Origin of the sequence: Lentzea xinjiangensis, from assembly GCF_900110955.1 — a bacterium.
Lineage (GTDB): Bacteria > Actinomycetota > Actinomycetes > Mycobacteriales > Pseudonocardiaceae > Lentzea > Lentzea xinjiangensis.
In genome coordinates this window covers 361,342-378,342 of record NZ_FOFR01000004.1, presented here as the reverse complement: position 1 = coordinate 378,342, position 17,001 = coordinate 361,342, and the positions used below count along the sequence as shown (strand labels likewise).

Annotated in this window: 19 protein-coding genes; 10 read left to right on the top strand and 9 right to left on the bottom strand. The window is 69.8% G+C overall.

The genetic code is table 11. The annotated features are described in order from the left end of the window. Positions 1 to 56: 56 nt before the first annotated feature. The 5 genes from BMW88_RS13650 to BMW88_RS13630 form a co-directional block, all read right to left on the bottom strand. Entirely contained in the window at positions 57 to 1,193 is a 1,137-nt protein-coding gene (locus BMW88_RS13650) for a hypothetical protein (RefSeq protein ID WP_089951037.1), read from the bottom strand. After that, complete coding sequence (locus BMW88_RS13645) at positions 1,187 to 2,446, bottom strand: glucarate dehydratase family protein (RefSeq protein ID WP_089951036.1); 1,260 nt, start codon at positions 2,444 to 2,446, stop codon at positions 1,187 to 1,189. The genes BMW88_RS13650 and BMW88_RS13645 overlap by 7 nt, the downstream gene beginning before the upstream one ends. A 14-nt stretch (positions 2,447 to 2,460) precedes the next feature. Then, complete coding sequence (locus BMW88_RS13640; RefSeq protein WP_089951035.1) at positions 2,461 to 3,363, bottom strand: 5-dehydro-4-deoxyglucarate dehydratase; 903 nt, start codon at positions 3,361 to 3,363, stop codon at positions 2,461 to 2,463. An 8-nt stretch (positions 3,364 to 3,371) separates the two neighbouring features. Continuing rightward, positions 3,372 to 3,674 (bottom strand): hypothetical protein, encoded by a 303-nt coding sequence (locus tag BMW88_RS41825; protein ID WP_177221088.1) that lies wholly within the window; start codon positions 3,672 to 3,674, stop codon positions 3,372 to 3,374. A gap of 327 nt (positions 3,675 to 4,001) precedes the next feature. Further along, entirely contained in the window at positions 4,002 to 4,226 is a 225-nt protein-coding gene (locus BMW88_RS13630; protein ID WP_143116068.1) for a hypothetical protein, read from the bottom strand. 138 nt (positions 4,227 to 4,364) lie between these two features. Between BMW88_RS13630 and BMW88_RS13625 the strand changes: the two genes are divergently transcribed. From BMW88_RS13625 to BMW88_RS13610, 4 genes are all read left to right on the top strand, one after another. After that, positions 4,365 to 5,153 carry an IclR family transcriptional regulator gene (locus BMW88_RS13625; protein ID WP_245777754.1) on the top strand — a complete coding sequence of 263 codons (789 nt, stop codon included), beginning with the start codon at positions 4,365 to 4,367 and terminating at the stop codon, positions 5,151 to 5,153. A 46-nt stretch (positions 5,154 to 5,199) separates the two neighbouring features. After that, a complete protein-coding gene (locus tag BMW88_RS13620) occupies positions 5,200 to 6,027 on the top strand; it encodes an NAD-dependent epimerase/dehydratase family protein (protein WP_089951033.1) in 828 nt (275 codons plus the stop codon). Then, complete coding sequence (locus BMW88_RS13615) at positions 6,024 to 7,526, top strand: aldehyde dehydrogenase (NADP(+)) (RefSeq protein WP_089951032.1); 1,503 nt, start codon at positions 6,024 to 6,026, stop codon at positions 7,524 to 7,526. Before BMW88_RS13620 ends, BMW88_RS13615 begins: the two co-directional genes overlap by 4 nt. Before the next feature lie 240 nt (positions 7,527 to 7,766). Next, entirely contained in the window at positions 7,767 to 8,567 is an 801-nt protein-coding gene (locus BMW88_RS13610) for a radical SAM/SPASM domain-containing protein (protein WP_089951031.1), read from the top strand. Here the strand turns inward: BMW88_RS13610 and cpt are convergent. Together cpt and BMW88_RS13600 are read right to left on the bottom strand one after the other, a co-directional pair. Next, positions 8,564 to 9,091: a chloramphenicol phosphotransferase CPT gene (cpt, locus tag BMW88_RS13605; RefSeq protein ID WP_089951030.1), complete on the bottom strand. Its 528-nt coding sequence runs from the start codon at positions 9,089 to 9,091 to the stop codon at positions 8,564 to 8,566. The two genes, BMW88_RS13610 and cpt, sit on opposite strands and share 4 nt — an antisense overlap. A gap of 131 nt (positions 9,092 to 9,222) precedes the next feature. Beyond that, entirely contained in the window at positions 9,223 to 10,542 is a 1,320-nt protein-coding gene (locus BMW88_RS13600) for a flavin-containing monooxygenase (protein ID WP_089951029.1), read from the bottom strand. 94 nt (positions 10,543 to 10,636) lie between these two features. On the opposite strand from BMW88_RS13600, the gene BMW88_RS13595 reads away from it, so the two are divergent. The 6 genes from BMW88_RS13595 to BMW88_RS13570 all read left to right on the top strand — a co-directional run bounded on the left by BMW88_RS13595 (position 10,637) and on the right by BMW88_RS13570 (position 15,537). Next, on the top strand, positions 10,637 to 11,605 hold the full coding sequence (locus BMW88_RS13595) for an ATP-binding cassette domain-containing protein (RefSeq protein ID WP_089951028.1): 969 nt from the start codon (positions 10,637 to 10,639) through the stop codon (positions 11,603 to 11,605). Then, positions 11,602 to 12,402, top strand: a complete 801-nt coding sequence (locus tag BMW88_RS13590; protein ID WP_089951027.1) for an ABC transporter permease — start codon at positions 11,602 to 11,604, stop codon at positions 12,400 to 12,402. Before BMW88_RS13595 ends, BMW88_RS13590 begins: the two co-directional genes overlap by 4 nt. A 46-nt stretch (positions 12,403 to 12,448) precedes the next feature. After that, entirely contained in the window at positions 12,449 to 13,132 is a 684-nt protein-coding gene (locus tag BMW88_RS13585) for a hypothetical protein (protein ID WP_143116067.1), read from the top strand. Positions 13,133 to 13,142: 10 nt separating this feature from the next. Further along, the gene (locus tag BMW88_RS13580) at positions 13,143 to 14,321 is read left to right on the top strand and encodes an RtcB family protein (protein WP_089951025.1); all 1,179 of its coding nucleotides are present in this window, start codon (positions 13,143 to 13,145) and stop codon (positions 14,319 to 14,321) included. A gap of 69 nt (positions 14,322 to 14,390) precedes the next feature. Next, complete coding sequence (locus BMW88_RS13575; RefSeq protein WP_089951024.1) at positions 14,391 to 14,975, top strand: hypothetical protein; 585 nt, start codon at positions 14,391 to 14,393, stop codon at positions 14,973 to 14,975. Beyond that, on the top strand, positions 14,968 to 15,537 hold the full coding sequence (locus BMW88_RS13570; protein WP_089951023.1) for a hypothetical protein: 570 nt from the start codon (positions 14,968 to 14,970) through the stop codon (positions 15,535 to 15,537). Before BMW88_RS13575 ends, BMW88_RS13570 begins: the two co-directional genes overlap by 8 nt. Positions 15,538 to 15,610: 73 nt before the next feature. On the opposite strand, the gene BMW88_RS13565 is transcribed toward BMW88_RS13570, so the two are convergent. Both BMW88_RS13565 and BMW88_RS13560 read right to left on the bottom strand, forming a co-directional pair. Further along, a complete protein-coding gene (locus tag BMW88_RS13565; protein WP_245777753.1) occupies positions 15,611 to 16,003 on the bottom strand; it encodes a hypothetical protein in 393 nt (130 codons plus the stop codon). A 221-nt stretch (positions 16,004 to 16,224) separates the two neighbouring features. Continuing rightward, a complete protein-coding gene (locus BMW88_RS13560) occupies positions 16,225 to 16,992 on the bottom strand; it encodes a GntR family transcriptional regulator (RefSeq protein ID WP_089951021.1) in 768 nt (255 codons plus the stop codon). Positions 16,993 to 17,001: the final 9 nt, after the last annotated feature.

Here is a 17,001-nt window from a genome sequence, read left to right as displayed (position 1 = left end):
GTGCCTCATGCACCAAGGACGGAACCGCGCTCACAACGGGTTGCAGTGAGTTCGCTTCACAGTTGCCGGGACACGGCGGCCACGGCCTCGCGCAGCGCGTCCAGACGGGCGGCGGACGCCAGTCCACCGTGGTAGAGGTGGAACTCCCGCACGCCGGCAGCCACGTAGGCGAGCCACTCCTCCGTGAGCGCCGCACCGTCCGCGGGCTTCGGCGGCAGCCCCAGCACGTACGCGGCGATCCGCGTGTCCCCGGCGACCGCGCGGAGGGCCTCGATGCCCGGCACGGCGACGTCAGGGCCGGGCCAGCACATCGTCGTCAGCACGTCGAGGCCGGCGTCCAGACCGCCGGCGACGGTCGCGAACGGCCCGGTGCCCCAAGGGTCCGCCGTCACGTGCATGCCGACCCGGACAGAGGGCGCGGCAGCGCGGATCTCGCCGACCAGCCTCTTCCGCAGCGACCGCACCACCCCGGTGCGCACGGCCTGAACGTCCTGCGCGAGCGCTCCCAGCGCTTCCTCGACGCTGGGAGCGCCGCGGTCGACGCCGGCCCGGACCGCGGCGCGCAGCGCGTCCGGGTCGGCGTACAGGGCGGTGCAGGCCGAGCAGAAGCAGAGCGACAGCAGCTTCTGCTGCACCGCGTTCCAGTCGGTGCCGTCGGTCTTCTCGTGGTGCCCGCCGTGAAAAAAGCCCAGCGGGCCGCAGGCCTCCAGCACGACGCCGTCCGGCGCGCCGAGCTCCAGCACCTCGGACACCAGCACCGACGCGTACTCGACGACGTCCGGCTGCGAGGTGCACAACGCGTACGGGTAGCGGTCCCCGAACGCGTTCACGACCGTCACGTCCGGGTGCAGGTCGCCCAGGCGCGAGTTGTGCGTGAGCACAGTCCACGCGTACACCGGCAGCCCGGCGGCGCGGACGAGCGCCGCCGCTTCGCCGAACGAGTCGGAACCGTCCATCCAGGACGGTTCGGCGGGCACCAGCCGGCCGTAGTTCGCGGTGCGCACGGGGAGGTAGAGAGCCGCGTGCCGGGCGTCGACCAGCCGGTGCGAAGGGTGCAACGGGGTCGCGGCCCGCACGGTGTGGTAGGACGCCGCGAGGGCGATCGCGTCGACACCGAGCCCCTGGTACCGCTTGACGGCCTCAGGGTCTCCGACCAGGTCCCACGGATAGGCGTGGACAACCGACTTCACCACCGGGGACGCTTCCTCTCGTAGCTCGGGTCGAACTTCTGCATGTAGCCCGTGTCGTCGCGGGAGGTGATGCCGCAACGGACGTAGTTCTCCGCCAGTCGCGCCAGCGCGTCGCGATCCAGCGACACACCGAGACCGGGCGTCGTCGGCACCGGCACGGCACCATCCACAAAGGACAGCACGCCCGGCTCGACGACCTCGTCCCGGGCGTTCCACGGGTAGTGCGTGTCGCACGCGTAGTTCAGGTTCGGCGTCGCCGCGGCCAGGTGGGTCATCGCGGCCAGCGAGATGCCGAGGTGCGAGTTGGAGTGCATCGACAGGCCGATGCCGAAGGTCTGGCAGATCATGCCCAGTTGCCGCGACCGCTGCAGTCCGCCCCAGTAGTGGTGGTCGGACAGCAGCACCTGCACGGCGTCCTGCTCCACCGACGGCCTGAGGTGCTCGAACGCGACGACGCACATGTTGGTGGCCAAAGGCATCGGCGCTTTCGCGGCCACCTCGGCCATTCCGGAGATCTCCGGCGTCGGGTCCTCCAGGTACTCCAGCACGCCGTCGAGCTCGGCCGCGACCTTCAGCGACGTCGCGGGCGACCAGGCCGCGTTGGGGTCCAGCCGCAGCGGGTGGTCCGGGAACGCTTCGCGCAACGCCCGGATCGCCTCGACCTCCTGCTCCGGCGGGAACACCCCGCCCTTGAGCTTGATCGAGCCGAACCCGTACTCGCCGATCATCTTGCGGGCCTGCGCCACGATCCCGGCGGGGTCGACCGCCTCACCCCACTCGTCCGGCTCGGCGCCGGGATGCCCGTCCCACTTGTAGAACAGGTAGGCGGAGTACGGCACGGACGACCGGACCGCGCCGCCCAGCAGGTCGTGCACCGGACGGCCCAGCGCCTTGCCCTGGATGTCCAGGCACGCGACCTCGAACGGCGAGTACACGCGGTCGACGGTGCTCTCCGCCGTGATGTTTCCGGTGAGGCCGTGCTTGTCCAGCCCGACCTCGCCGCCCAGCACCGCGCCGACCCGCGCGTGCATCTCGTTCAGGGCGAAGACGTCGAGCCCGATCAGGGAGTCCACGACGGACCGCGAGCGCTCCAGGTGCGCGAGGTCGCCGTAGGTCTCCCCCAGTCCGGAACTGCCTTCGTCGGTGTGCACCTCGACGATCGTGCGCAGCGCCCACGGCTCGTGCACGCCGGCCGCGTTCAGCAGCGGCGGGTCGCGGAAGGCGACAGGTGTCAGAACGATCTCGGTGATCTTCACAGTGTCCCGCCCCTTCAGGCCAGCAGTGCCTTGCCCGCGGCGATGATCTTGTCGAGAGCGGCCAGGTGCTCGTCCGACGGGTCGACCAGCGGCGGGCGCACGCCGCCGACGTCGAGGCCGTTCGCGCGCACCGCGGCCTTCACCAGGGCGACGGCGTAGCCGGGCACCTTGTCGCGCAGCTCGACCAGGGGCTTGTAGAACTCGAACAGGAACCGGTTCACCAGCTCGACGTCACCGGACTGCACGGCGTTGTAGAAGCCGAGCGAGATCTCCGGCGCGAAGCAGAACACCGCCGACGAGTACAGGTCGACGCCGATGCCCCGGTACGCGAGCTGGGTCATCTCCGCGGTCGGCAAACCGTTGAAGAACTGGAAGGGCTTGTCGACCCCCGCGCGGACCGACAGCACGACCCTCGCCATCTGGTCGAGGTCGCCGATGCCGTCCTTGAAGCCCACGACGTTGGGGATCGACGCGACCTCGACGGCGGTCTCCGGCGTGAACCGCGCGTTGTTGCGCTGGTACACGATGATCGGCAGCTCGGTCGCGGCGGCGGCTTCGGCCACGTACCGGACGAGGCCCGCGGCGGGGTTGGTCACCAGGTAGGGCGGCAGCAGCAGGATGCCGTTGGCACCGGCACGTCCGGCCGCCTCGACGAACTGCTTGGTCGCCACGACCGAGCCGCCCGCGCCGGCGAACACCGGGACCTTGCCCCCGGTCGCCTCGACCGCGACCGCCACCGCGCGCTCGAACTCCTCCAGGCCCAGCGCGTGGAACTCGCCGGTGCCGCAGGCGACGAACACCGCGCCCGGCCCGGCGGAGACACCGTGCTTGACGTGCTCGGCCAGCACGTCGTACGCGATGTTCCCCTCGCTGTCGAACGGGGTCACCGGGAAGAACAGCACACCATCGAGTTGCATAACCAGACTCATCCCTTGATCGCTCCGGTGGTGATCCCACGCAGGAAGGACTTCTGCAGCGACAGGCAAAAGATGGAGAAACCCCACGCCCCCAGCGGGAGGATGACCAGCAGTGCGACGGCCTGACCGCGGAACCTCTTGCGCGCCGGCGCGCAGGCGGCGGACACGCTCACCGAGAGCTGCGACAGCAGCGCGCCACCGGCGATGATCAGCGAGTTCGCCAGGACGACCCTGACGGTCTTGCCGGCCCACGCGCCGGGGCGGGTGGGCCGGCCGATGGCGCTGCCGAAGCGGCTCGAGTCGAGGCTCACCGCGCCTCCCTCCTCCGGCGGTACCACTGCACGCTGATCGCGATAACCAAGGTAACCAGGAACAACGGCACCGGGTAGGAGAACGGCCGCCGGATCCCGCCGAGGGGAACGGCCTGACATCGAACAGCGAGAGCCGGATTCCCCCTGCCATCGGGATGCGCTCGAAGACCAGGAAGACCAGCGCGGCCGGCAGCAGGAAGAGCCGCGGGACGAACGTGGCTCCCGTGAGGCGGCGCCGGCGGCGCCGCCTCACGGGGTGGGTGTCGACGGCACCGCCGCCACTAGCCGTCGAGCCCACGTCTTGGTGGTCGAGTGACCGCACTGCCGTCACTGCGACGCCTTCTGGTTCCGGAGCTCCCTCTTCAGCCCGGCCGCCGGCGACCTCAGCTCGGCGGGAGAGTTCGCGAAGAGGGTCTCGGAGGTCTTCTGCCGAAAGGGCGCGAAGTTCGGAACGCTCGGGAACGGCCGCGCCTCGCCGGCGCACACGCTCGACCCTGCGAGCAGGACCGCCACGCCCGGTGCGGCGGTCGTCGCGGCAGTTCTCCGGCGCATCGTGGCAGAGCCTTCCGTTTCACGGATGTGAACTAGGGTCGTACTTGTGAACCTGGTGCAGGACTGTAAGAATCAGCACAGCAACGTGTCAAGGGCGTGTTGCGCGGAGGTTTCCCAGAAGCCAGCCGAGGAGGCCAGGTGGCGTCGCCGATCGACAAGAGCACAGCTCGTCCGGGGGCGGTGAAGTCCGCGGACCGGACGGTGGAGCTGCTCGAGGTGCTCTCCGCGTCGGACCGCAGGCTGACGCTCACCGAGCTGCACCGCGAGCTCAGCTATCCCAAGTCCAGCCTGTACATGCTGCTGCAGACCCTGGTCGCGCGCGGCTGGGTGGAGGTCGACTCGGACCGGGGCACGTACGGCATCGGCGTGCGCGCACTGCTCGTCGGTACGTCCTATTTGGACCACGACCCGGTCGTGCGCGCGGCGATCCGCGTGATGGAGCAGGTCCGCCAGGAGATCAACGAGACCGTGCACCTCGCCCGGCTGGACGGCGCGGACGTCGTCTACCTGGCCAGCCGCGAGTCGGAGCACCACCTGCGGGTCGTCTCCCGCGTCGGCCGCCGGCTGCCCGCGCACTCGACGTCGCTCGGCAAGGCCGTGCTCTCGACGCGCACACCCGAGGAGGTCGACCTGATCCTCTCCGGCGAGCTGGCGCCGCTGACCCCCAACACCGTGACCGACCGGGCCGCGTTGCACGAGCAGCTCGCGGGCTTCCGCAACGTCGGGTACGCGCACGAACGCGAGGAGAACACGCCCGGCCTGGGCTGTTTCGCGGTGGCGCTGCCCTACCGCAACCCCGTGCTGGACGCGATGAGCTGCTCGGTGCCGCTGGGCAGGCTGGATCCCGAGCACGAACGGCAGGTCGTCTCCGCCCTGCTGGACGCCGCCAGGACGATCACCGAGCTCCTCCGCCAGTTCGGTCGCTGAAGCGAGTTTTGCCGATACACCCGCACACGACGGAGGGGTCCAACCCGTGACCGCACGCATCCTGATCACCGGCGCCGCCGGCGGGGTGGGAACGCTCATGCGCACCCGCCTGGCCGCGGAAGGCCGCGTCCTGCGGCTGCTGGACATCGCGGAGCTCCCCGCGGCCGCCGACGGCGAGAACGTCGAGCTCGTCCAGGCCTCGGTGACCGACATGGCGGCGGTGGAAGCCGCGATGGAGGACGTCGACGCCGTCATCCACCTCGGCGGCCACAGCCTCGAGGAACCGTGGGAGAAGATCCTGCGCGTCAACATCGACGGCACCCACACGGTGCTGGAAGCCGCCCGGCGCCAGGGAGTGCGCCGGATGGTCCTGGCCAGCTCGAACCACGCCGTCGGCTACGTCGAGCGCGCCGGCGGCGAGGCCGGTGACTACGCCTTCCCGCGACCGGACACCTACTACGGTGTCTCGAAGGTGGCCATGGAGGCGTTGGGGTCCCTGTACGCCGACCGCTACGGCATGGACGTGATCGCGATCCGCATCGGCTCGTGCTTCGAGAAGCCGCGCGACGTGCGGATGCTGTCGACGTGGCTGTCGCCGGACGACGGCGCGCGGCTGTTCGAGGCCTGCCTCTCCGCCGAGTCACCGGGGTTCCGGGTCGTGTGGGGCGTCTCGGCCAACACGCGCGGCTGGTTCTCGCTGGACGAGGCCCGCAAGCTCGGGTACGAGCCGCGCGACGACTCCGAGGTGCACGCCGCCGAGGTGCTCGAGCAGCACGGCGGTGAGCTCGACCCCTCGTCGTACGCTGCGAAGTACGTGGGCGGTGCCTGGTGCGGCCCCGACTTCGACACGGCAGTCAAGGAGGCAGGGCGTTGAGCCACGTCGTGCAGGGATACAACCCGCGCACCGGTGAGCCGTTCGGCGAACCGGTTGCGAAGACCCCCGACACCGAGGTGGACCGGATCGCGTCGGCCGCGGCGGTCGCGTTCCGGGCGTGGTCGGTCGTTCCGGCGGCGGACCGCGCCGTGGTGCTGGAGCAGGTCGCGGACGCGCTGGACGCCGAATCGTCGTTGCTGGTGTCCACGGCGGACAGCGAGACGGCGCTGGGCGAGGCGCGGCTGACCACCGAGCTGAAGCGGACGACGAACCAGCTGCGGCTGTTCGCGGAAGTGCTGCGCGAGGGCAGCTACGTCGAGGCCACCCTGGACTCGGCGAACCCGGACATCATCCCGCCGCGACCGGTGCTGCGGCGGATCCTCCGTCCACTCGGGACGGTCGCGGTGTTCTCCGCGTCGAACTTCCCGTTCGCGTTCTCGGTGGCCGGCGGCGACACGGCGTCCGCGCTGGCGTCCGGCTGTTCCGTTGTGGTGAAGGCACATTCGGCCCACCCGTCGACGTCGCGCGAGACCGCGCGGATCGTCGTCGACGCCCTTCGCGACGCCGGTGCGCCCGAGGGCGTGTTCGGCATCGTGCACGGCACCGAGGCCGGTGTGGCGCTGGTGCGGCACCCGGCGGTCCGCGCGGTGGGCTTCACCGGATCGACCTCCGGCGGGCGGGCGCTGTTCGACCTGGCGCAGAGCCGGCCGGACCCGATCCCGTTCTACGGCGAGCTGGGCAGCGTGAACCCGACGGTGATCCTGCCCGGCGCGGCGACGCCGGACATCGCGGCCGGGTTCGCGCAGTCGCTGACGATGGGTGTCGGGCAGTTCTGCACGAATCCCGGCCTGGTGTTCGCGCCCGCTTCGCTGGTGCCCGCGCTGGGTGAGGCCGTCGCGGCGACCACCGGTGGCGCGATGCTCAACGAGCGGATGTGCGACTCCTACACGGCGTCCACGGATGCCCTGGCCGCGTCGGACCTGGTGAGCGTGGTGTCCACGGGCACGCGCCCGGACGAGGCGTGGGCGGTGTCGCCGAGGCTGTTCAGCGTTCCGGTGGAGGTGTTCGAGGACAACCTCGAGAAGCTGACCGAAGAGCACTTCGGCCCGGCCGCACTGGTCGTCACGTACTCGTCGCCGGCGCAGCTGCACCCGGTGCTCGCGAAACTGCCGGGAACGCTCACCGGCACCGTGCACGCCGCCGAGTCGGACCACGCGGAGGCCGGTGAGATCGCGGAGGTCCTGCGACACGTAGCCGGCCGGTTGATCTTCAACGCCTGGCCGACCGGGGTGGCCGTGGCGTGGGGCCAGCACCACGGTGGCCCGTGGCCCGCGACGACGAACCCGCTGCACACGTCGGTGGGCGCCACGTCGATCCGCCGGTGGATCGCCCCGGTGACGTACCAGTCGTGGCCGGACGCGCTGCTGCCGGCCGAGCTGCAGGACGCGAACCCGCTCGGGATTCCCCGCCGGGTCGACGGAGTTCTCGGCGTGCACTGAGCACTTCCGGATGAGCGGGGTCGCCGGCACCGGCGGCCCCGTTTTTCGTTGCCCCGACCCGGCCACGCCTATTGAGATGAATTGTTCGTCGATCGGCACCAATCGGGCCGGATGACCTCGGCAATCGCGCGGAACATGTCATCGCTCCGACATCAGAGCGCCGTTCGATTCAATTCGACAGCTCCCTTCTCGGCTTTCCAGGGCAAGATGGACGCAAGGCGACGTCCAGGGGAGCGAGGTATGACCGACCTGCGTTTCGCATGGCTTGAGATAACGGGGAAATGTCAGCTGAGCTGCACGCACTGCTACGCGGACTCGGGACCGGGCGGCGACGAGGGTGTGCTGAGCACGCAGGACTGGCTCCGGGTGATCGGCGAGCTCGCCGGGCTCGGGGCGCGTTCGGTGCAGTTCATCGGCGGCGAACCGACGTTGCACCCGGACCTGCCCGAACTCGTCGACCGGGCGCTGGCCGCCGGCTTCGAGGTGGAGGTGTTCAGCAACCTCGTGCACGTCGGCCCTCGCCTGTGGGACTGCTTCTCCCGCCCCGGTGTGCGCCTGGCCACGAGCTACTACTCCGACACCGCCGCCCAACACGAGGCGGTCACCCGCCGGCGGGGCAGCCACGCGCGCACCCGTGCCAACATCGCCGAGGCAGTCGGCCGCGGCATCCCGCTGCGCGCCGGCGTGATCGACGTCCGCGGCCCCGGCCGGCAACGCACCCAGGCCGCCAAGGCCGAGTTGTCGAAGCTCGGCGTCACCACCGTGGGCGTCGACCGCGTCCGCGGCATCGGCCGTGGCGCAAACGCTTCACCGGCCTCTGACCAGCTGTGCGGCCGGTGCGGCCAGGGCGCCGTCGCCATCTCCTCGTCCGGCGAGGTCTGGCCGTGCGTGTTCGCCCGCCACATCCCGCTGGGGAGCATCCTGGACGCGGACCTCGCGACGATCCTGTCGAGGAACACCGCGCCGCCGGTCGCGGTGGGCCCGTCCTGCTGGCCGCAGGGCGGCGGCTCCTGCGCCCCGAACGACCCGCCGCGCCCCTAGGCGCTCCCGACCTTCCCGGCGATGACCCTCGCGCACTCGATCGCCTCGGCCTCGGCGGTGTCGACCTCGACGTCGTAGGTCATGCCGCGGTGCACCAGGTCGGCCTGTGCCTCGGCCATGCCGGACACCCGGTCGCCGCGGGCGAGCTCCCGGCCCGCGGCGACGGCGGCGTCGCAGCGCACGCCGACCCACAGCACGTTCAGCCCGTCGAGGACCTTCTCCCACCGCTGCCGCGACTCGACGCCGCCGAGGAACACGTCGTCCACGACCACCCGCGCCCCGGCGCGCGCCATCGCGGCGACCCCTGCCATCCACGCGTCCTCGAGCACCCGGAACTCGGCTCCGACGGTGACCTCGCCGTCCTGCGCGAACTCGATCCCCTCGTCACCGAGCTGCAACCGCGCGGGCATCGCGTCGATCAGCATGTCGACGCCGACCGCCAGCCAAGCCTCGGGCAGCACCGCCTGCAGGCACCGCGCGATCCCCGACTTGCCGGAGCTGGAACCACCGTTGAGAACGATCACCTGAGCACTCGACGACACGCCCCGAACGTACCCAGCTCGCCCCCGCCACACGCCCGTTCACCACCCGCCCCTCTACCCTTGCAATAGTTCGTTTGCCGTCGTCGGCAAAACACTCGTTGCAAGGGTGCAGGTCAGACGCGTGTGGCGCCAGCCCGTCGTTCCTCCAGCAGCTCGCGCTGGTAGCCGAGGAAGTCGACCTCCACCGTGTGTCGCTTCGACTTCACGTACCGGCTGCGCAGCGACTTCCGGTAGGCGGCGATCTCCGCCGCCATCTCCGGCACCGGTGGCAGCGCCGCCCGGCCGGACACGAGGTCGGCGATCCACTCGGCCTGCGCCTCGGCGAGCGGCATGATCGCCCCGAGCGGCTGGATCAGGCCGAGGAAGTAGAGGCCGGGGTGCGCCGGGTCCACGACCCGGCGGTACAGCGCCACCTCGTTGTCCGCGGACGACACGGCCGGGAACTCGGCGGGGTCCAGGAACGGGAACTCGATCTTGTACCCGGTGCAGTAGACGATGACGTCGACGTCCTCGCGGCTGCCGTCCGCGAACACGACCCCGGAGCCGTCCAGCCGCTCGAGGTTGGGCTTCACCGTGATGTCGCCGTGTCCGAGCCGCGTCAGCAGGTCGTCGGACACGGTCGGATGCGCGGCGAGGATGCCGTGCGAGGGCTCGGGCAACCCGTAGTCGGAGAGCTTGCCGCGCGCCAGCCGCAGCATGAGCCGCAGGGACAACGCCTGCAGCCACGAGGGCGCGAACCGGGCGAGCGGGGAGGTCGTCAGGTGATCGGTCGGCATCCCGAACAGGTACTTGGGCATGATGTGCGCGCCGCGGCGCATCGCCAGGAACGTCCGCGCGGAGACCCGCGACGACTCGACCGCGATGTCGCACGCCGAATTCCCGATGCCGAGAACCAGCACCTTCTTGTCGGCGAAACGTTCGGGTGTCTTGTAAAAGTGCGCGTGCAGGACCTCGCCGTCGAATGAACCGGGGAAGGCGGGCTCGGGCATCCGCGGCGACCAGTGGTGGCCATTCGCGACGATCACCGAGCGATAAGTGCCCGACATTTCCTCGCCGGTGTCGCGATTGCGGGTCGTGACCGAATAACCACCGGCCGCGACCGAGACCGAGGTGACCTCGGTCCGGAACCTGATGCGGTCGTGGAACCCGAAGTGCTTCACGAAGTCGTCGAAGTACTCGGCGATCTGGAAGTGCGACGGGTAGGCCGGCAGGTGCGAGGGCATCGGGAAGGACTTGTACTCCATCATCTGCCGCGAGGTGTTGATGTGGAGCGACCGGTAGGCCGACGACATGCCGTTGTCGTTGAGGTAGCGCCAGTTGCCGCCGATCTCCGAGCCCGTCTCGAAGCAGTCGAAGTCGATGCCGCGGGCGTTGAGCACCTGACATGCGGCGATGCCCGAGGAACCGGCCCCGATGACGCACACGCGATCCATGGCCGAAGTATTTTCACGTTCGCTGTCGCTGTCAATCACCCGGACATGGGGGAAATCGGACGAAATTGTCGGACCGGCCCGCCATGATTCCCGTATGACAGACGCGATCGTGGCCGAAGGCCTGGTCAAACGCTACGGGTCGGTCGTCGCGCTCAACGGCCTGGACCTCAAGGTGCCCGAAGGCACCATCATGGGGCTGCTCGGGCCCAACGGCGCCGGCAAGACGACGGCGGTGCGGGTGTTCACCACCCTGCTCGAGGCCGACGAGGGGTCCGCGCGGGTCGCCGGGCTCGACGTCCGCGGGCAAGCCGACGAGCTGCGCAGGAACATCGGCCTCTCCGGCCAGTACGCCGCGGTCGACGACAACCTCACCGGGTTCGAGAACCTCGACATGGTCGGCCGCCTCTACCACTTGGGCCGCGCCAGGAGCCGGGACCGGGCCCGCGAGCTGCTCGAGCGGTTCGACCTCTCCGACGCCGCCGACCGTCCCGTGAAGGGCTACTCCGGTGGTATGCGCAGGAGGCTCGACCTCGCGGGCGCGCTCGTCGCGAAACCGAGCGTCCTGTTCCTGGACGAACCGACGACGGGGCTCGACCCGCGGTCCCGGCTGGGCATGTGGGACGTCATCGAGGAGCTCGTCAAGGGCGGCACGACGTTGCTGCTCACCACCCAGTACCTGGAGGAGGCCGACCGCCTCGCCGACCAGATCGCCGTGATCGACCAGGGCCGGGTGATCGCCGAGGGCACGGCCGACCAGCTCAAGGACCAGGTCGGCGGCGAACGGCTCGAGCTCTCCGTCGCCACGGCGGCGGAGCTGGGCACCGCCAGGACCGCTCTCGGCGGTCTCGCCGTCGGCCCGGTGGAGGCCGACGAGCGCCAGCACCACCTGACCGTGCCGGTCGCGGGCGGGTCCGCGGTGCTGATGGAGGCGATCCGGCGCTTGGACGCCGAGTCGGTGAAGGTGCTCGACATCGGGTTGCGCAGGCCGACGCTCGACGACGTGTTCCTGACCCTGACCGGCCACCACCCGGACAGCGACTCAGCGGAGGAGCAGGAGAAGTGAAGCTGCTGCAAGCGCTCGCCGACGGCGCGGTCGTCGCCAAGCGCAACCTGATCAAGATCAAGCGGGTGCCGGACCTGCTGGTGTTCTCCACGGCCGCGCCGATCATGTTCGTGCTGTTGTTCGCCTACGTCTTCGGCGGCTCGATCGAGATCCCCGGCATGGACTACCGCGAGTTCCTGATGGCCGGCATCTTCGCCCAGACGGTGCTGTTCGGCGCCACCATCACCGGCAGCGGGCTGGCCGAGGACATGACCAAGGGCATCATCGACCGGTTCCGCTCGCTGCCGATGGCGCGCTCGGCGGTCCTCGTCGGCCGCACGACGTCCGATCTCGTCAACAACGCGCTGGTCATCGTCATCATGATGATCACCGGCCTGATCGTCGGCTGGCGCATCCACTCCTCGCCGCTGGAGGCGCTCGCGGGGGTCGCGTTGCTGCTGCTCTTCGCCTACGCGTTCTCGTGGGCGATGGCGTGGATCGGACTGCTGGTGCGCAGCCCCGAGGTGTTCAACAACGCGAGCTTCATCTTCATCTTCCCGATCACCTACATCGCGAACACCTTCGTGCAGTCGGACAGGCTGCCCCCGGTGCTGCGCCACATCGCCGAGTGGAACCCGGTCTCGGCCGTCACGCTGGCCGCCCGCGAGCTGTTCGGCAACACCTCTCCCCTGCAGACGCCGCCGGACGTCTGGCCGTTGCAGCACCCGGTGCTCGCCTCGCTCGGCTGGGTGGTGGTCTTCCTGCTGATCTTCGTGCCGCTGGCCAACTACCAGTACAAGCGCGCGGTCGCCCGCTGAGTGGAACGGGGTGTGCGCGGCGCGCCGGACCAATACGTTGTGGCCCATGCGAAAGCTTCTGGTGGCAGTCACGTCGGTACTGGCGTTCGCGGTCTCCACGGGTACGGCGGCGGGTGCACCGCTGCCGCACCCGGAGATCTTCGCGACGAACAACACGGCGATCATCACCGATCCCGATGACCCGCGGCTGCGGGACAGACTGGTGCGGTTCGACCACGAGGTCCGCGGCATCGTGCTCGCCCACGGCGGGCACACCGCCCGGTCCACGCTGCTCGACGGCGTGTTCTGGTCGAGCGAGCTGCAGCAGACGACGTTCGAACGGTCTCGCAAGTTCGACGTCACGCTGGACGAGGGGAGCCTGCGGCGCGCCGCTTCGGCGATCAGCGAGCGGTTCCGGCAGGAGGCGGTGCTGACGTTCCGCTCCCTGCCCGCGACCTCACCCGAGGTCGACGCCGTCCGGGTCGAGGTCGGGGGCCTCACCGCGCGGCAGGTCCGCGAAGGCCTGCTCAACGACGCGGTCGCGCGCGAGAAGCTCGGCGGCGGCAGCGTGACGTTGCACGACACGGCGATCCTGATCGCGGGCGTCGACGACCTGCCGGCCGTGCGGGCGTTCGTCACGAACATCGGCGGTGACATGAGCAAAGCCAAGATCCGCAAGGGCACGTGGGAGTTCGTGGGCGCGGACAGCTCTGCGGAAACTCCTTTGTGGATCAAGCGGAACGCCGCCTAACCTCGAAGGCATGGCAGCAACCGTCGTCCGCGGCCAGAACGTGGACATCCGCATGTGGACTCGGCCCGACGAGGTCGAGGAGTTCGCCATGCGACAGCTCCAGAACATCTCCGCACTGCCGTGGGCCGTGAAGCACATCGCGGTCATGCCCGACGTGCACTACGGCAAGGGTGCCACGGTGGGCTCGGTGATCGCGCTGCGCGACGCCGTCTCCCCTGCGGCCGTCGGTGTGGACATCGGCTGCGGCATGGCCGCCGTGCGCACCTCGCTCACGGCGAGCGACCTGCCGGAGACGCTGCGTGGCCTGCGGTCCCGCATGGAGGCTGTGGTTCCCGTCGGTTTCGCCCAGCACAAGGCGACGGCGTTCACCGAGAGGGACGCGTCCGACTGGGCGTCGTTCTGGAAGCGGTTCGGCGACCTGACGCCCGCCGTGAAGGCGCGCGCCGACAAGGCGATGCACCAGATGGGCACGCTCGGCGGCGGCAACCACTTCCTGGAGGTCTGCCTCGACACCGACCAGCGGGTGTGGGTGATGCTGCACTCCGGTTCGCGCGGGATCGGCAACGAGCTGGCGCAGCACCACATCGCGGTGGCGCGCACGCTCGCGCACAACGCCGAACTGCCGGACCCGGACCTCGCCGTGTTCCTCGCGGGCACGCCGGAAATGGCGGCGTACCGGCACGACCTGTACTGGGCTCAGGACTACGCGCGCCGCAACCGCGCGGTCATGCTGCGCCTGGTGTGCGACGTGCTGCGCGCCGAGTTCCCGCAGATCGTGTTCGAGGAGCCGATCTCCTGTCACCACAACTACGTCAGCGAGGAGAACCACTTCGGCGAGGACGTGCTGGTGACCCGCAAGGGCGCGATCCGCGCCGGACGCGGTGAGCTGGGCATCATCCCGGGCTCGATGGGAACCGGCTCCTACATCGTGCGCGGGCTGGGAAACCCGGACTCGTTCGAGTCGGCGTCGCACGGCGCCGGCCGGAGGATGTCGCGCAACAAGGCCCGCAAGACGTTCACCGCGCAGGATCTCGCGGCCCAGACGAGTGGGGTCGAGTGCCGCAAGGACGCCGGCGTGGTGGACGAGATTCCGGGCGCCTACAAGGATATCGACGCGGTGATGGCGAACCAGTCCGACCTCGTCGAGGTGGTCGCCAAGCTCAAGCAGGTGGTTTGTATCAAGGGTTGATGTTTCCCGTTGGTGCGCATGGGAAAGCCTCCGGACAGCGGAAATTTTGCCTGTCTTGGAGGTTTTTCCATGTCAACGGGCGCCATCATCGGCCTGGTGGTCGCGGTTCTCGTGGTGCTGGCGGTCCTCGCCTTCGTGCTGAGGCCTGCCCTGCAGCGCAAGAAGCTCCGCGACCGGTTCGGCCCCGAGTACGACCGCGCGGTCTCGCAGAGCGACAGCAGGACGGCCGCGGAGAAGGAGCTCGCCAAGCGGGAGCACCGCCACAGCGAGTTCGACCTGAAGCCGCTTTCGCCGTCGGCACAGGACAGTTACCGCCGGCACTGGGCGACCGTGCAGGCGAAGTTCGTCGACTCGCCGGACACCGCGATCGCGGACGCCGACCGGCTGGTGACCGACCTGATGGCGGAGCGCGGCTACCCCACCGAGGGGTACGAGGCACAGCTGAGCGTGCTCTCCGTCGAGCACGCGCGGACGCTGGAGCACTACCGCAAGGCACATGACATCTCGGAACGCCAGGAGATCGGCGAGGCGAGCACCGAGGACCTGCGCACCGCGATGGTCCACTACCGCGAACTGTTCACCGATCTGCTCGAGCACGGCGCGGCCGCCCGTGAGGACCATGAAGCCGCGCGGAAGGAGAAGACGGATGTCTGACGCCCCCACCCACACGACGGTCCCCACGCCGGCCCGGCAGCAGGCCGATCGCGCTTCCCAGACCGAGCGGGTCCAGAACGAGCGTGCCCAGACCGAGCGTGGCCAGGGTGATCACACCCAGCAGGTGGACCGCTCGCAGCTCACGGAGCGCGCGCAGCAGGCGGAACGGCACGCGGAAAGCACGCAGCACGACGACCGCGCGCCGCAGCACCTGGCCCAATCCCACCAGGCCCAATCCCACCAGGCCTCATCTCACGAGGCCCGAGCCCATGACGCCGAGGCCCGCCAGACTCAGTCGCGTCAGTCCCAGGACGCCGGGCAGCGGCAGGCCGGCAGGCTCGAGGACGAGTGGCAGGCCGTGCAGTACGACTTCGTCGACGACCCGAAGGCCGCTGTCCGCAAGGCCGATGCCCTCGTGAAGCGGGCGCTCGAGGACCTGACGAAGCGCCACCGCTCCCTCACCGAACAGCTCGAGGGAAACAGTGATCCACAGACGGAGGACCTGCGACTGGCTCTCCACCGCTATCGGGAACTGTTCAAGTCGCTCGTCGCCGTCAAATAACAGCTGCGCTCGATCATGTGAGCCCCGGCGCCGCGGCCGTAACAGGTTGCGGCGCCGGCAGGCGTTGCGCGGACTAGCCGGGGAGCTCCCGGATCTCCATCTCCAGCACGTCGATCTCGTCGCTGATGGCCTCGTCGAGCATGTCGTCCAGCAGCTTGCGGCACTCCGCCGATCCGCACCGCGGCAGTCCCGCGCCGAACCTCGGCACCTGCTCCCACCACACGGCCGGGTTGTTCCAGAACGACCCGGAACCCTGGTCGACACCTTCGAGACTCCGCAGTCTCCGGTCGCTCTCCGGAAGGGCTCGCACGAACTCGATGAACGTCGCGAGCGCGTCGGGGTTGTTCACCGGGACAGCGCCGTAACCGCGCAGACAGTCTTCGAGTTCAGCGAGGAACTCCGCCTTGAAGGACACGGCACACCCCCGCTCCTCCGCACCGTTGCGGACGTCCTGAAGTCGTGACATCAACAGTACCTCCGCGACTTCAGCGGGAAACGAGTGCGAACGGGCGGTACTTTTCCGCGCGCAAGGGTGTCCGGTGACCCCCAGTCACCTCGCTACCGCGTCGCCCGGCCTCGTCAGCCTCACGGACGCGCCGACAACGTCACGCAAAGTGCGCAAGCCGTCCATTGGGACCCAAAGGACAACGATGACCACGCGGTCCTTTATGGACGGTGTGATCGCCCTCAGCGGTCCGAGTGCAGCCGCGCGACGAAGCTGAACCGATCGCCCCGGTACAACGACCGGGCGCGTTCGATCGGGTGGCCTTCGACGTCGTAGGAGACGCGGTGCAGCAACAGCATCGGCAGCGCCGGGTTCGTGCCGATCAGCAGCGCCTCGCGGGGCGTGGCGAGCACCGTCTCGACACGTTCCTCCGCCTCGGCGAAGCGCACGCCGAGCCGTTCGGTGAGGCACGCGTAGAGCGACCCGGCCGGGTCGAGCTTCTCCAGCAGGGCCGGGAAGCGGCCGAGGCTCAGGTACGTGGACTCGAGACCGATCCGCTCGTCGTCGGCGAGCAGGACGCGTTCCAGGTGCACGACCGGGTCGCCCGGCTCGATCACCAGGTCGCGGGCCAGGCCGTCGTCAGCGCCGAGCTCCTCGACCGTGATCACGGTGCGGTCCGGCTGGACGCCCTGGCGGCGCATGCCCTCGGTGTAGCTGACCAGCGACAGCGGCTGCACGAGCTTCGGCGGCGCGACGAACGTGCCGCTGCCCTGGCGGCGCAGGAGCTTGCCTTCGAGCACCAGTTCGCCGACGGCCTGGCGGAGCGTGACGCGCGAGACGGAGAACCGCTCGGCCAGCTCGCGTTCCGATGGCAGGACGGTGCCTTCACCGAGCGTTTCGACCAGGTCGAACAGCTCGGCCTTGACCGCGTAATAACGCGGGACTCGGCCGTGTTCTGGAATGCCCGCGCGAACGGGTCGATCAGCGCGGTGCGGCGGGACGCGGTTCACGTGGCGTGA

What these genes read in the sequence shown, in the direction of transcription:
- BMW88_RS13640 (WP_089951035.1), bottom strand. Translation starts at nt 3,363, where the DNA reads ATGCAACTCGATGGTGTGCTGTTCTTCCCGGTGACCCCGTTCGACAGC.
- BMW88_RS13630 (WP_143116068.1), bottom strand. Translation starts at nt 4,226, where the DNA reads ATGCGCCGGAGAACTGCCGCGACGACCGCCGCACCGGGCGTGGCGGTC.
- BMW88_RS13610 (WP_089951031.1), top strand. Translation starts at nt 7,767, where the DNA reads ATGACCGACCTGCGTTTCGCATGGCTTGAGATAACGGGGAAATGTCAG.
- BMW88_RS13600 (WP_089951029.1), bottom strand. Translation starts at nt 10,542, where the DNA reads ATGGATCGCGTGTGCGTCATCGGGGCCGGTTCCTCGGGCATCGCCGCA.
- BMW88_RS13595 (WP_089951028.1), top strand. Translation starts at nt 10,637, where the DNA reads ATGACAGACGCGATCGTGGCCGAAGGCCTGGTCAAACGCTACGGGTCG.
- BMW88_RS13585 (WP_143116067.1), top strand. Translation starts at nt 12,449, where the DNA reads ATGCGAAAGCTTCTGGTGGCAGTCACGTCGGTACTGGCGTTCGCGGTC.
- BMW88_RS13580 (WP_089951025.1), top strand. Translation starts at nt 13,143, where the DNA reads ATGGCAGCAACCGTCGTCCGCGGCCAGAACGTGGACATCCGCATGTGG.
- BMW88_RS13575 (WP_089951024.1), top strand. Translation starts at nt 14,391, where the DNA reads ATGTCAACGGGCGCCATCATCGGCCTGGTGGTCGCGGTTCTCGTGGTG.
- BMW88_RS13570 (WP_089951023.1), top strand. Translation starts at nt 14,968, where the DNA reads ATGTCTGACGCCCCCACCCACACGACGGTCCCCACGCCGGCCCGGCAG.
- BMW88_RS13565 (WP_245777753.1), bottom strand. Translation starts at nt 16,003, where the DNA reads ATGTCACGACTTCAGGACGTCCGCAACGGTGCGGAGGAGCGGGGGTGT.